Below are 15,203 nucleotides of genomic sequence, written 5' to 3' on the forward strand. Positions count from 1 at the left end.
GGACAAACGCCGCCGAGCCTTGATGCGAAGCGGTTTTTTTGTCTGATTTTGACGAACTCTTTCATTATTCTTTTATTCGGGTCCCGTAGACTTAGCCCTAGCATGCTCGCCATCCGTCCGCAGTCAGGACGATCCTGATCCGGCGCGGCGGCAAGCGAGGGAAGGGGTTAACGTACTGTGGGGAATAGAGGAAGGAATTGGCGCGGCGTCGCGCTCGCCTGGCTGCTCGTCGCAAGCATGCTGGGCAGCTTGATTTTGCCGAACTTTAGCGGAGGCAAGGCCGCTGCCGCAGCGCCGTTGGCGGCGGGCTTCGGGACGCCCGGCATCGGGGCGTTGTCTGCCGCTGCCGCTTCCGCCGACACGTCGGGACACTGGGCCGGCGAGACGATGGCGGAGTGGCGGCGCTTGGGGCTGATCGACGGCTTCCCGGACGGCAGCCTGCGTCCGGATCAGGTCATCAGCCGGATCGAGTTCGTGGCGCTGGCGAACCGGCTGTTCGCCTACGGGGGGAACCGCGAGCCTGCAGTTCGCCGACGTGCCGGGCAATGCCTGGTTCGCGTCCCAGGTGCAGGCGGCCGTGGCGGCGGGCTATATTAACGGCTTCCCGGACGGGACGTTCAAGCCGAGCCGGCAGCTCACCCGCGCGGAGGCGGCCGTCATGCTCGCGAAGCTCGTGCCGGCAGTCGAACGCGACGGCGCGAATGCGCTCGGCGCGTTCGGGGACCGGGACGATGTGCCGGCTTATGCCCGGGCTTCGCTGGGCGCGCTCGTCGAAGGCGGCATCGTCCAAGGCTTCGCGGACGGGACGGTCCGTCCCGGAGGCAAGCTGACGCGCGCGGAGGCCGTCGTGCTGCTGGACCAGATCCGCACGCAGTCCGTCGTCGCCGCGAACGGGGGCATCGTGCCCGCCGCGCTGCGCTTGACGGAGGCGGGCGTATATGGGCCGGCATCAGGCACTGCCGCGGTCGGCGGGGACGTCGTCATCGATGCGCCGGGCATCACGCTGCGCAACGTGACGGTGCGCGGGAACCTGACGATCGGCGCGGCGGTCGGCGAAGGGGATGTCTACTTGAAGGGCGTCGCCGTAGTCGGGAGCACGAATCTGCAGGGCGGCGGGGCGCACAGCGTACATATCGACGACTCGCGGCTCGGGACGGTCGTCGTCGAGAAGAAGGACGGCCGGATCCGGATCGTCGTCGGCGGCACGACGGTCATCGAGCGGATGGACGTGCGGACGGACGCGAACATCGAGTCGGCCGGCACGGCGGAGAGCGCCGGGATCGCCGGCATCTCCATTACGGCGGCCGGCGAGGTCGAGCTGTCGGGAAGCTTCGGCAAGGTCGAAGTCGCCGGCGACGTGTTGCTGACCGTCGGCGCCGGGACGATCGGCGAGCTGCAGGTTGCGGATGGCGTCAAGTCCGCGGCCATCAAACTGGGCGACGGCGTATCGGTGGAGCGCGCGGAGCTGCACGGCGGCGCGCAGTTCACGGGCGCGGGGACCATCGGCCATGCGCTGGTAGACGCGGCGGACGTGCGCTTCGAGACGAAGCCCGCGACCGTGGAAACGACCGAGCGCGCCGTCGCGGCCGGAGGGTCGGGCGGCACTGGCGGCACTGGCGGCACTGGCGGAAATGGCGGCGTGCAGCCGACGACTGCGCCGACGACGATGCCGACGAGTACGCCGACGCCGACGCCGCCGGTCGATACGACGATAACGGTCGTCCCGACGCTTGTTCAAGCGCGAGTGTCCAGTCTCAAGGTGGCGCTCGACCCGGCCGTGCCGGGTCTGACTGCCGCGAACTTTGCCCTGAAGGACGCCGCGGGCGGCAATGTCCCCGTGACGTACGCGGCAACGCTTGACGGCGGCGCGACATACGCTTTGGCTGCCGCGTTGTCAGAAGGCGCGACGTATACGCTGACGATCGCGAAGACGGGTTATGGCTTCGGCTCGGGCCTCGCCGTCGCGGTTCAGGTCACCCAGCCGGCGGACGTCGACGTCGCTGCGTCCCTTGTCGGCGCGGCTGCGCCGTCCGGCTTCACGTTGGCGCTGAGCGGACCGGTCGCCGGCCTGACGGCGGCCGATCTCGCGCTGACGCACGGCGGCGAGCCGGTTGACATCGCGTCCGCGGACAGCGCCGACGGCGGCGCCACGTATGCGGTCGTCGCGGCGCTGTCCGCGGGCGAACGCTACCTGCTGACGATCGTCAAGCCCGGCTATCGCTTCGGCGGCGCGCTGACGATCGACGTGCTGCCGGAGGGAACCGAGGAGATCGCCGTCACGCTGGCGCCGGGCGGTACGGTCGGCGGCGCGGGATTGTCCGTCGGCTTGAGCGTGCCGATTCCGGATCTGTCGGCCGGGCAGTTCCAGTTGACGCACGGTTCAGACAGCGTGGCCGTGACTAGCGCCGTCAGCGAAGACGGCGGGGCGACGTACGCGATCGCGGCTTCGCTGACCGAAGGCGAGACGTACCGGCTGACGATCGTCAAGCCGGGCTACGGCTTCGGCAGCGGCTTGACCTTCACGGTGCCTGCAGGTCTTGTGGTCGTCGCGCCCAGCGTCAGTCGTCTTACTTCCTCCGGTTTCGTTTTGGAGCTGGACAAGCCGGTGCCGGAGCTTGAGATGGACAGCTTCACGATTAAAGGCAGCGACGAGACGACTGTCGGCATCAACATGCTGGAGACCGAAGCCACGCACAAGATCGTCGAGGTGTACGCGCCGCTCGCGCTGGGCGACACGTACACGGTGTCGCTGAACAAGCCGGGCTATACCTTTGACGAACCGCTGACGCTGTCCGTCAAGGCGACCGAATCGCCTTCTACGATCGAGTGGGTGTCGTATCAGGGCTTCTCCATCCGCTTCGGCTCGCCGATCGCGGCGTTGACCGCCGACCGGATCTCGCTGACCGGGGCGTCGGGCGCGGCAATCGCCGTTCAGGGCGTACAGCTGGCGGCGGACGGCAGGTCCGCCGTCGTGACGGCCGAGCTGCCCGCCGCCGGCGACTACGGGTATCGCATCGCCTTTGCGGACCTCGTGTTCTCGGGAGAGCTGCATGTACCTGAGACGATCGCCGTCAGTCGGTACACGACCTTCGAGTCGGTCAATTACGTGGATCAGGGCTTGCGCGTGCATTTCAGCGTTCCGGTCCAGGGGCTGCCTCCCGAGGCGTTCGCGCTGACGCACCGGGACGGCACGCCGTATGCGCTCGCGTCGGCGACGACGGACGACGGAGGCCGGAGCTACCTGCTGGTACCGGAACAAATGACGTACAGCGACTATGCGCTGGACGTACGGCATGCGGGCTACGACTTCGGCGGCACGCTGCAAATCATCCGTCCGACGATTAACAACTGGGGCGGGTTGGCCGACCTGGCCGCGTTTATCGGACTTAATCCGTCCGTGCCGACGACCATGGACAACTATCGGATTACGGACGCATCGGGCGCTTCGGTCGCGATCAAGGCGCTCATCCCGATGCAGAACGCGTTCATCGCCACTTTTGACGGCCTGCGGGGCCGCGGCTACGATGTGACCGTCGTCAAGGAAGGCTACGACTTCGGCGGTCCGCACCGGATCAACGTGTACGCACGCAATACGATCGTCGATCCTTCCAGGACCGGGTTCACGCTGGCGCTCAATCCGCCCGCGGCGATCGACACTGCGCACGCCTTTGCGCTGTACAGGGCGAAAGATGGCGCAGTCGTCGGCAGCGCGCTGCGGATCGATTCCGTCACGACAACGGACAACGGGGCGAGCTATCGGTTCGCGGCCGCGCTGACGCCCGGAGACTACAAGCTGTCGGTGGACGCGGACATTGATGAAGATTCGTTCTACTTCACGGTACCGGTCGTCGCTACCATAACGGTCGATCAAATTACCGCTAGCGGCCTGACCGTGAAACTAAGCGAAGCACTGAGCGGTCTGACCGCCGGCAGCTTCGGACTTGTCCAGGCGGATACGGGTATGCCGGTTGCGATCGATTCGGCGACGACGTCCGATCAAGGCCGCACTTATCGGCTGTCGGCCGAGCTGTCCGGGGGGCAGTTACACGCTGCGGCTGTACGGCCATCTTCCGGACGCGGGCGTCCCGTTCCAGGTTGCTCCTACGGTGGATGCGGGCGTCCCGGCCGTCGACCGCATCGGGGCGGACGGCTTCGACCTGACGTTCGACAGCGCCGTGCCGGGCTTGCTGCCGGCCAATCTCGAGCTGCGCGACGCGAGCGGCAATCGCCTGAGCGGCGTGACGCTGTCCACCGCGAACGGCGGGGCCAGCTACCGCGTCCATGTCGGCCTGACCAGCGGACGGGACTACAAGCTGACGCTGAGCAAGGACTTTTTCCGCTTCGCCTCGCCGGTCACCTTCCACGTCGGCTACTTCCTGTCTGCGACGATCGTGCAGACGACGCTGGACGGACGCATCGAGGTCCGCTTCTCGTCCGCGCTTCCGCAGGCGCAGTACGGCGGCGTGTTCGCCCGGGACGAAGCGGGGGAACGATTATCATCCGTACGAATATGCCATGGCCGGCGGCGGTACCGTCTATCGGCTGAGGCTCGTGACTTTCTCGCCTGCCCATACGTACAGCATCGCGCTGAATCCGGCGGCGGTACCGGACCTCGCGGATTATGCGCTAACCTCGCCGACGTTCGGGTTCCCGACGGAGATCTCTGCCGCGGACGGCACGGCGACGGGCCTCAAGGTCCGATTCGCCACGCCCGTCGACGGACTGACCGGCGCCGGCTTCATCGTCCGCGACCCTTCCGGCGCGGCGATCCCCGTGACCGGCGCGTCTACCGGGGACGGCGGCGCCAGCTATGCGCTGACGGCCGCGCTGACGCCCGGGAAGTTTTACACGGTACAGTACAAATCGCCGGCGTCGTATCAACAGACGCAGCCGGTCTCGTTCGCCGTGCGCAAGTCGCTGGCCCCGACGATCAAAAACGTGACATCGACGGGCTTCACGCTTCAATTCGGCGAGAAGGTCGCGGGTCTCAAGGGTTCCGAAGTCGTCCTGCGCGATCCAAGCGGCGGCGTGCTCGGCACGCACCTGTACAGCTTCTCGACGGCGGATCAGGGCCTGAGCTATCAGTTCCGTTACGCGGTCGGCGCGGGTGCCGTCGAGCCGGGCGCAGGATACACGCTCGACGTGCAGCGCGACGAATTCGCGCTCGACGCGCCGCTCGCGTTCGATATTCCGATTCCGGCGAACGTCCTCGTCTCGCTGACGACTAGCACGGATCTGCTGCTGGATATCGGCAGCTACGGAGGCCGGGAGCTCGGCCTCGTCAAGAGCAGCTTCGACCTGCGGGACGGCAAGGGACGTCCGGTATCGTTCGCGATGGCCGATCTCGGCGGCGGCTCTTACAAGCTGACCGGCGCCTTCGACGCGCAAGAGACATACACGCTGACCGTCTCCAAGCCGGGCTACGACTTCGGCAAGCCGCTGACGTTCGGCCTTAGCATCGCGGTGGGCATCACGACGATGTTCCAGAACCAGCAGGGCTTCAGGCTGTTCCTCAGCCCTCCCGTGGCCGACTTGGGCGTCTCCGAGATCGTGATCAAGGACGGCGGCGGCCAGACGACGGCCGTGACGTCGACAACCACCGCCGATGGCGGCGCCACCTATCAGGTGTCCGCGAAGCTGACGGCCGGCAAGACCTATACCGTCACGATCGTCAAACCGAATTATACGGTGAAGTTCACGATTCCGTTCAGCCTGAATCGGCGTGCGGCGTCGGTGGATATGGCGTCGGTTGGCGGCTTCCGGCTGAACTTCGACCGTGCGGTGAACTGGAGCAGCGAGTTCAAGCTCGTCGTCATGGACGAGCAGGGCAATGTTGTCAAGACGAGCGGCATCGTGTCCAAAGATAACGGGCTGAGCTACGAGATCGATGCGGCGCTCGCGCCGGACGTCAACTACACGGTCACGCTCACCAAGCCGGGCGACGACTACGGGCCGGGCATTCCGCTGATCGTCCGGAAGGCGCAGACGACCTTCGACGGCCTGGCGCCGGGCGGCAGCCGCACTTTCGGCTTGACGCTCGATCCGGCGATTCCGGACATGCGTCCCGGGGAATTCGTGCTGCGGCGCGCTTCCGACGGACGGCGTCTACCGGTGCTGTCGGCCGAATCGACGGACGGCGGCACGACGTACGCGCTGTCCGCCGACTTCCTTCAATCGGAGAGCTACACGATTATTCCGGAAAAAGACGGCTACGCATTCGGCGATCCGATCCCGTTCGACGTGCCGATCTTCGAGCGGACGGCCGTGACCGGCGCGAGTCCGCGCGAGATCCGGATCGGCTTCAACCCCGCCGTGCCGGGTCTCGACGAGAGCGGCTTCGCGCTGCGCAGCGGGGCAGGTACGACGCTGCCCGTCGGTTCGGTCTCGACCGACGACGGCGGAGCGACTTATCGGATCGTCGCCGACTATGCGGGCGGGGAGACGTATACGGTGTCGGTCGCCAAGGCCGGCTACGAATTCGGCGAACCGCTCGTCGCGGATATTCCCGACGCCGTGACGGCCGCGATCGCGGCGATCTCCGAGACGGGTCTCACCGTGTCGCTCGCTCCTGCCGTAGGCGGACTGTCCGCTTCCAGCTTCTCGCTGCGGGATGCGTCCGGACATGCGGTCGCGCTGACCGGCGCGACGACGGCGAACGGCGGCGGCACCTATGTGCTGAGTGCGTCACTGACGGGCGGCACCGGCTATACGCTGACCATCGGGCTGGCCGGCTACGACTTCGGCACTCCGATGACGCTGAACGTACCGATCCCGGTAACCGCCGCGTATTCGGACGTTGGGACGTCCGGGCTGACGATCCGCCTGGCCGCTCCGGTGTCAGGGCTTACGGCCGCGAACGTCACGCTGCTCGATCAGGACGGCAAGCCGATCCCGATCGATGCCATGACGACGTCCGACGGCGGCGCCGCCTACGCGGTGGAGGCTACGTTCGAGGCGCAGCGGCGCTATACGCTGCGTCTATCCAAAGCGGGCTACGACTTCGGCGCCGATGCAGGCTTCGTCGTGCCGCTTGCCGTACAGACGGAAGTGCCGGCGCTGCTGACGACGGGCTTCGCGATCAAGCTGAACCTGGCGGTGCCCGGATTGACCGCAGGCAATGTGGCGCTTGCGGACAGCGCCGGAAAAGCAGTCGCCATCACCGCCTGGACCGCGTCCGAAGACGGGCTGTCCTATCAAGCTTCCGCCGAGCTGGCTGCGCATGAAACGTACGCGCTGCAACTCGTCGCGAACGGCTACGACTTCGGCCCGGCCGTCCGGCGCGAGGCGCGGCCGGCGCTTGCGCTCTCGGCGAGCGGCGTTTCCGACGTCGCCTTCGTCCTCGAGCTCGGCGACGCCGTGCCGAATCTGAAGCCGGACGACGTCTATCTGACGGATGCGTCCGGTACGCGGATCAAGCTGAATGCGGTCTCGTTCTTCGATTTATCTGGCGCGGCCAACGCCGGACGCCGGTACCAGGTCGTCTATTCATTGACGAGAGGCGAGACGTACACGATCGACGTCCGCGATCCGGCGCATCCGACGGCCGCACCGCTGCAGGTTATTTTGCCGATCCAGGCTCAGGTCCAGGTGTCCGGCATCTCGAAGAAAGGCTTCACGCTCGCCTTTAACAAAGCGGTTCAAGGACTGAGCGCGGACGAGATCGAGCTGCTGAACGAAGACGGAGAGCGGATCGCCGTCGGCAGCGCGGTCGCGGGAGAGACGGCGGCGAAGTATGCGGTCGACGTCAAGCTGACGGAGGGACGCACGTATACGCTCAAGCTGAACAAGAAGGGCTATAGCTTCGGCTCGGCCGGCGGGACGCAGGTACAGGTGCCGATCGCCGTGACGGCTACCGTCTTGAATCCGAACGAATCGGGCTTCACGATCGTGTTGTCCGAGCCGGTGCCGGATCTGGATATCAAGCTGTTCAAGCCAGGCTTCGCCAGCGCCTATTACGATCTGACGATTGCGACGCCGGATGGAGGCCGGACTTATCAGGTGGGCGTATCGTGGCCAAGCGACTATCCGCTGACGCTCGCGCTGTCGAAGCCGGGATACGCGCTCGGCGCCGACCAGACGGTGCAATACGCGAAGAAGCCGCCCGTCATGCTCCGCGCGGTATCGGGCGCGGACAGCGCGAGCGTGCTGCTGACGTTCGACGCGCCGCTCGTGTCGATGGAGACGAGTGCCGGATTTACGCTGAAAATAGGCGACCAGTGGCAAAGCGGGGTTAAGTCCTACTTTATCAACGCGACGACGGTCAAGCTGACCTGGAGCGGATCGCTCCTCCGTTCGACCGACGAACTGGCCGTCGCCTATACCGGCGTGAACCGGGTAAAAGGCGTGAACGGCGCGTTCCTGGCGCAATTCGCCGCTACGCCGGCGCTGAATGCCTCGAGCGAGCTCGGCCTCGTGCAGAGCTACGTCGACAGCCGGAATGCAGATACGCCGGCGGCGATGCTGCACGCGCAGTTCGGACGCTCGGCGCTCGAGACCGCGAAGCTGCTGCGGGAGGGCGGGTTCTCCGCCGCGCTATACGCGGCCGCCGTCGGCAAAGCGTATCAGCTGGACTTTGCGGCCGTGCTCGGACTGCTGTACCAGATGGACACGGATGCGTCCACGGCATTCGGCGCCGTCCGGGCGACGCGGTATTTGCCGAACGCGCCGGACACGTGGATCGCGGGCTTCCTTGCCGCCGGCTATGCGCCGGAGGAATTCGCGGGCAGCTTCCGCGACGCGGGTTATCAGACGCGGGATATCGTGCGCGGGCTCAAACTGGGAGGCGTGTCCGCAAAGACGGCGGCGCTGACGATGAACCGCGCGCTCCATGAAACGGGCGACAGCGCGGCCGCCCAGCTGCGCATCCTGTACGGAGCTGCGGACACCGCGGGCGCCGTGCAGAGCGCGTACGGTCTGACGGATGCCGGGACGGTGCAGGCGCTGGCGGCCGGCGGGATGTCAGCGGCCGATGCAGCCGCTGCGAGCAAGACGCTGTTCTCCGCCGATGCGGCGACCGCGGCCGGACTGCTGAGCGGCGCCGGCTACCCGGCGAAGGCCATCGGCGCAGCCGTCCGGCAGCTCTATACGTTCGCGGACGCGGCAGAGGCCGTCCGGGCGCTCGGGCAAGCGGGTCTGGCCGGGGCAGAGCTGTATGCCGCAGCCGGCGCGATCTTCTCGCCGGCGGACGCGGCTTCGGCCATGCTGGGCCAAGGGATGTCAGCGTTCGACGTGGCGGACGCGATCCGGGCGGCCGGCGGCGGCGCGGCGACGGCAGTCGCCGCTCTGCTGAGCCGCGGCGGGGATCCTGAAGCGATCGCCCGCCAGGTGATGAGCGCATGGGGCACCTCGCTGACGCTGCGGGAGACGGCAAGCCAGTTCGTGCAGGGCGGCTTCAGCAAGATCCAGGCGGCGGCGACGCTGCGCACCGTCTACGGGGCGAATACGGCGTCGGCCTACGACGCGCTCGAGCCGATGTTCCATCCGTGGGGCTTCGATGCCAAGGGGCTGTTCACGACGCTGCTCCAAGGCGGGTATGATCCGGTAGAGGTGGCCGATTACTTCCTCGCGCACGTCTATGCCGGCATCGCGCCCGTGCTGGAAAACTTCCTGGAGGATGCGCGCTACCCGCTCCCCGCGTCGCTGACGTACGTGCACGATGCGGTGACGAAGGGCGGCAAGGCTTATGCGATGAAGGACGCGGTCCGGGACATGTTCGCCACCGGGGCTTTCTACTCCGCGGAAGAGGCGCTCGCCGCGCTGCGCGCCGCCTATGCGAGCGATGCCGCCGAGCCGGCCAATCCGGCGAACCTGGCGGCGGGCATGAGCGAACGGTATTCGTTCTACGATTATCAAAGGGCGCTGATCTCGCAGTTCGGCCAGACGATGGCGATGTGGATCGATCAGCAGACGGCCGATTGCGCTTGCGACGCAGCCAAGCTGGCCAAGGATGCGAAGTTCCTGTTCGGCGCCTCGTCCGTCGGCGACATCACGGCGACGATGAGCGCGACCGGCAAGTTCACGCTGCAGCAGATCATCGAGGGCACGATCTCGCTGTACCCCGGCGCTTCGCGGGAATCGCAGATGTCCGCGCTCACCGCCGTGCTGAGCGGTACCGGGTATCCGGTCGGCGAGCTCGCAGCCGTATATGACAGCGAGGGCTGGGACTGGATCAAAGCGTTCAGCCGGTACGGCATCGCGGCCAAGGAAGCGGCTTTGTATTTGCAGTCCAAGGGGCAGACCGAAGACCAGATCATCGTTCGTCTGCGCCCGTATCCGCTCAAGGATATCGCGCTCGTGCTGCGCGAGCAGTACGGACTGGACGAGTCGGGCGCGATTGCGGCGCTGCTGTCCGCGCAGTTCTACGATCAGGACGAGATCGGATCGGCGGTCGCCTGGGCGTTCGGCGGCAACCCGGTCGCGCTGTGGGTGAAGACGCTGAAGGCGCAAGGCGCGTCGGCGGGCTCGGTCATCAGCCTTCTGGCCTCCCGCTATACGGAATACCGGGATCCGAGCGTAGCGGGTCCGGCGCTGATCCGCGGCGGCTACGGCATGGAAGAGGTCATTCAGGCGCTGATCGCCCGTTCGAGCAATCCGAACCTGCAAAATACGATCGCCGTGCTCAAATCGCTGTACGCGCAAGACCAGGTGACGGTCGCGCAGCTGCTGGCCGCATCCGGCAGCGCTGCGCCGGCCGACGGCATCGTCTTCCTTAAAAACGCGAAGTATTCGCAAGCGGAGATCGCCCGCAGCCTGAAATCCTATTACGGGCTGGAATCGGGCGAAGCGGCCAGGCTGCTCGCCGACGCTTACCCGTCCGAGCTGACGAAGGTCATTCAGACGGTGGCGGGCATTTACGGGGACAGCAAGGCGGCTGTCGCGGCCGCCGCGCTTGCGGCCGAGGGCATTACCACGCTGGAGGCGGCGATTCCGTACTTGCGGGATGCCGGCTTCGGGTTGCAGGATATCGCCGCCATCGCCCGCGATCGCTTCGGCGCGCCGCTCGGCCGGACGGCGCAAGCCCTGCTGGCGCACAGCGGCGAACGCGACAGCGTCGTGCTCTATGCGGCGGCGGGCGTCTACGGCCAGACGGTCGAGCATGCGATCCGCGAGCTGCTGACGGCGAACGGACAAGCGTCCTTCGCCGACGCGATCGCCTATATTTACGCGCAGCAGCGGTTCGATCTGCGGACGGGCGCGATGCTGGCGAAGGAAGAATACGGTCTTTCGTCGGGACAAGCGCTGCAGGCTTTCCGCGCGTTCGGCATGTATAAGGACAAGGACGTCGTCGCCACGGTGGCGGGCGTGTACGGCATGTCCGGCGACGCGAGCGTCGTCGATTCGCTCGAAGCGAGCGGCATGCATACGTTGACCGACGCGGTATCGTACCTGCTGCGTATGAACTTCGATCTCCGGAGCATCGTGCGCGTCGGCCGCGAGCACTACGGACTGACGCAGGGCCAGACGGCGTCGGCCCTCGACGCATCGGGCTTCTTCGACGGCAGCGGCAGCGAAGTCGTCGCCGCGATCGCCTCCGTATACGGACAGACGATGAGCCAGGCGCTGGTGGCCGCGCTGGACGGGCTGGGGGCAACGACGTTCGAAGCCGCCATTCCGGATCTGCGCGCTGAGAACCTGACGCTGGACGACCTCGTGCTGGCCGCGCGCGATCACTACAGGCTGACCGCCGGTCAGGCGCTTGGCGCGTTGCTGCCGATCGCCGCTTACCAGACCGGCGCGGTGACGGCAGCCGTCCTGGAGTATTACGGCAAGCCGTTCGCGGAGAGCGCAGGAGACCTGCTGCGCGGCGCCGGCGCCGCCAAGCTGGAGGACGGCGCGCCGATCCTGCGGCAGATGGGCTATTCGTTAAAGGAAATCGTCGCGGCATCGCGGTCGTACTACGGCTTGACCGCCGAGCAGACCGCCGACGGGCTCGCGGCGCTCGACCTCGACAGCGCGTCCCTGATCGCGGCGGCCGTAGCGGACGTCTATGCGCCGGCTTCGGCCGCCGATGCGGACGCGGTGCTTGCCGGCGGCGAAGAGATCGCGGATCCCGCTGCCGCCGCAAGGCTCCTATGGCAAGCGGGCATTCCGCTGGGCGACATCGCCGGCGCGCTCAGCCGTCATTACAGTCTGACTGCCGGCGAGATTGCCGCCGTTCTGGCAGGCACGGAGCTGTTCGATCCGGCTACGATCGTCTATGTGCTGGTCGCAGGATCGGAAGGTTTGACTGGTGCCGGCGTGGCTGCGGTGCTGAGCGCGGTAGGCGTCGGTTCCGCATCGGACGCCGCGGGCATGCTGCGGCAGGCCGGCTATGGCGCGACGGACATCGCGTCCGCGCTCCTGAACGGCTATGCCCAATCGGAGACGAATACGAAGGCCATCCTGTCCGGACTTGGCGTCTACACGGCGCAAACGATCGAAGCCGCCGTGAATCAGGCGCGCGGACAAGGACCGACGTCGGCCGACCTGCTGTCGGACGTCCTCGAGCTGTACGGGGTGACGACGCCGGAAGGCGCGGTGGCTTTCCTGAAGCAAACGAACAATTCGCTCGCCGACATCGCGCTGCAGCTCAAGAACCGCTATCAGATAGACGCGGCGCGCGCGACCGAGCTGCTCAAGCCTTACGCCCAGGCCGGAGACATCGCGCTGGCGATCGCCGCCGTCTACTATGCCGATACGAATCTGTCGTATCTGAAGCAGATGGTGCCGGCTGCCTATGCGGGCAATCCGACCAATTTGGCGGGCTATATGTCCGGGAAGTTCCCGCTGTCCGACATCGTGCTCGCGCTCAAGCTGCTGTTCGGTCTCGACGCGCTCGGCGCCAAGGATGCGATGATCAACGTGGACGCTTCGCCGGATCAGATCAACGGCAAGATCGCGGAAGTGTACGGCGTCGATCCGGTGCTCGCGCTGCTGACCCGGATGAAGGCCCAGGGAGCCAGCGCAAGCGATATCGCGGTCGAGATGCAGCGCAACGGCAAGTTGGAGGTTAGCGACCGTTACTTGGTCGATACGCTTGCCGCTCTCGGTTACGACGGGGCGACGATTCTGAATTTGCGATATCGATCCTTCAACCGCGTGTTAAAAAACGAAGGCACCATTGAGGGACAGGCCGCGCTGCTCATCCGGTTCGGCGTCAACACCCCGGCGGCGATGGCGGACTTCCTGATGTACAAGAGCTACGGCGGCAGCTCCGCGGGCGTGCTCGCGATGATGCAGATCATGCGTGCGGGCCTGCCGAACGCCTCCATCGGCGATATCGCGCTGGCGGTCGCGGGCTACGGCTTCGGCCGGCTGCCGATCGAGAACGCGATGCTGGCGATGGACGAGCTGAGCGGCAGCATCGCGGAGGAAGCCATTCTGAAGCGGCTGGGCTACAGCGCCTATGACGCCGCAGGCTTCGTAAGCCGCATGTTCGACAGCCGGAACGATCGTTTACGGCTGCTTGCCCTCAACGGCTACAAGCTCACGGACTACTTGAAGTATGTGTATTACGGCGCGGAGTCCGTCGCTTATCTGAAGCAGACCGGGCTTGGCGCCACGGAGATCGCGGTCGCGGTCGTCCAGTCGGGCGCGTCGAATAACTATGCGATCATCGCGCAGGACCTGAAGCAAGGCGGCTTCACGGATCTGGACGAGATCGTGAAGGCGGTGTACAAGGCGGGACTTCGTCCCGAATGGATCCCCGACTATCTGTACGGCATGGCGCCGCTGCAGGATATCGCCCAAGCGATGGTCGACACCGGCGAGATCTCCCTCACCGTCATCGTCAAGGCGTTGCAGATCGCGGAGGCGAACAACAAGCAAATCTACGACATCGTCAAGGCCATCAGCAAAAACGAGCAGGCCGCATTCCTCGGCGAGCTGTCCGCGGTCGAACGCCGCGCGCTCGGCGACGACGAGGCCGCGATTATCGTGACGCTGGGCACGCTGCGCGGCGCCGGGTTCGGCGCGCACGAATCGGCCGACCTGCTCACGAACGACATGGGCGACTGGATGAAGGCGACGGTGATGCTCATCCTGTCGGGCTACGAGTGGGACGATGCGCTCGGGGCGGTGTGGGACGAGTACCGCGCGGCGATCGGCGTGTTCATCCTGCAGTCGATGATGGGCAGCACGATCTCGAACTTCATGAAGGATTTCCAGAATTACTGGAGAATCGGCAAGATTGTCATGAAAATCGTAAAACGCGAATTGTCCTGACGTTTAAACGAGAAACGGAAGTCTCCTTCCCTTCGGGGAGGGGGACTTCTTTGTCGTCTGGCGCGCCGATCAATCGAATTTCGACGGAGGCACATGATAGTACTTCTTGAACGCCTTCGAAAAGGTGAAGGGATCGGGGTAGCCGAGGAAGCCGGAGATTTGCTGGACCGTGTATTTTTTTTCGTACAGGTAGTCGCGCGCCCGGTTCATTTTAATCTGATAGATATACTGCCCCGGCGTGATGCCGACGGCTTTTTTGAAGTAGGAAATGAAATATTTCTCGGAGATGCCGGCAAGGGGAGCCAGCTCGCCGATTCGGACCGATTCGTGCAGATGATCGTCAATGTACCGGAAGATCGGCTGGAGGACGTCCAGATCCCGGCCCGATCTCCTCGGCGAGGTCCCGATCAGAAAGGCGCCGTGATACTGCCCTTGGGCGTGGAGCTCGATGATCTTGGCGATGACGGCCATGAGGCAAGCTTTTAAATATAGACGGTTCCCCGGCTTGCCGTCCGAACGCTCCGATTGCGCGTAGGCCTTGACGAACAGCTCGACATTTTCCCGTATCAAATCGCCGCCGACAATGCCCGATAGCGGAAAGTCGCCCAAAATGCGCTGCTGCTCGCCGATGCCGTAGTCGAAATGGACGTATATAAACCTGCAGCCCCCCCTCTTCGCAGGAAGCGATGTACGGGATGCGGGGATAAAAGAAAACGACGTCGCCCGGACGGGCCGTATGCGAGGTGCCGCCGATGCTAAGCTTCACGGTGCCGGATTGAATGAACCAAATATCGTAATCGGCATGCGCTTTATGCTCGATCCAGTCCCCTTCCGGCGCGATCGCCCAGCAGGACTTCAGGCGGAGCGCGATGAACTCGGAGAGCTCGTTAAAAATGTCCATATCCGGCATGTACGATTCCCCCACTCGTAGACATTGCGGGCTTTTATCCGATTATATCATTGAATTCGCAGGCTTCAGAAATTCGTACTTTTTGACATGG

4 protein-coding genes and 1 pseudogene are annotated in these 15,203 nt (G+C 65.4%); 3 read left to right on the plus strand and 2 right to left on the minus strand.

The window, feature by feature from the left end; genetic code table 11:
• The first annotated feature begins 177 nt into the window (after nt 1–177).
• Genes OMP40_RS15935 through OMP40_RS15945 form a run of 3 tightly spaced genes read left to right on the plus strand, consistent with a single transcriptional unit; the run spans nt 178 to nt 14,202 of the window.
• Nucleotides 178–597 carry an S-layer homology domain-containing protein gene (locus tag OMP40_RS15935; protein WP_277532675.1) on the plus strand — a complete coding sequence of 140 codons (420 nt, stop codon included), beginning with the start codon at nt 178–180 and terminating at the stop codon, nt 595–597.
• Nucleotides 536–4,546, plus strand: a complete 4,011-nt coding sequence (locus OMP40_RS15940) for an S-layer homology domain-containing protein (RefSeq protein WP_277532676.1) — start codon at nt 536–538, stop codon at nt 4,544–4,546. Before OMP40_RS15935 ends, OMP40_RS15940 begins: the two co-directional genes overlap by 62 nt.
• A complete protein-coding gene (locus OMP40_RS15945; RefSeq protein WP_277532677.1) occupies nt 4,516–14,202 on the plus strand; it encodes a hypothetical protein in 9,687 nt (3,228 codons plus the stop codon). Before OMP40_RS15940 ends, OMP40_RS15945 begins: the two co-directional genes overlap by 31 nt.
• 69 nt (nt 14,203–14,271) lie before the next feature.
• Here OMP40_RS15945 and OMP40_RS15950 read toward each other — a convergent pair whose 3' ends face one another.
• Nucleotides 14,272–14,811, minus strand: a complete 540-nt coding sequence (locus OMP40_RS15950; RefSeq protein ID WP_277532678.1) for a helix-turn-helix transcriptional regulator — start codon at nt 14,809–14,811, stop codon at nt 14,272–14,274.
• 136 nt (nt 14,812–14,947) lie between these two features.
• Nucleotides 14,948–15,112: pseudogene (locus tag OMP40_RS40150) on the minus strand (AraC family transcriptional regulator); the annotation flags it as partial.
• Nucleotides 15,113–15,203 lie beyond the last annotated feature (91 nt).

This window comes from Cohnella rhizosphaerae (assembly GCF_029525575.1).
In the GTDB taxonomy this organism is placed as follows: Bacteria; Bacillota; Bacilli; order Paenibacillales; family Paenibacillaceae; genus Cohnella; species Cohnella rhizosphaerae.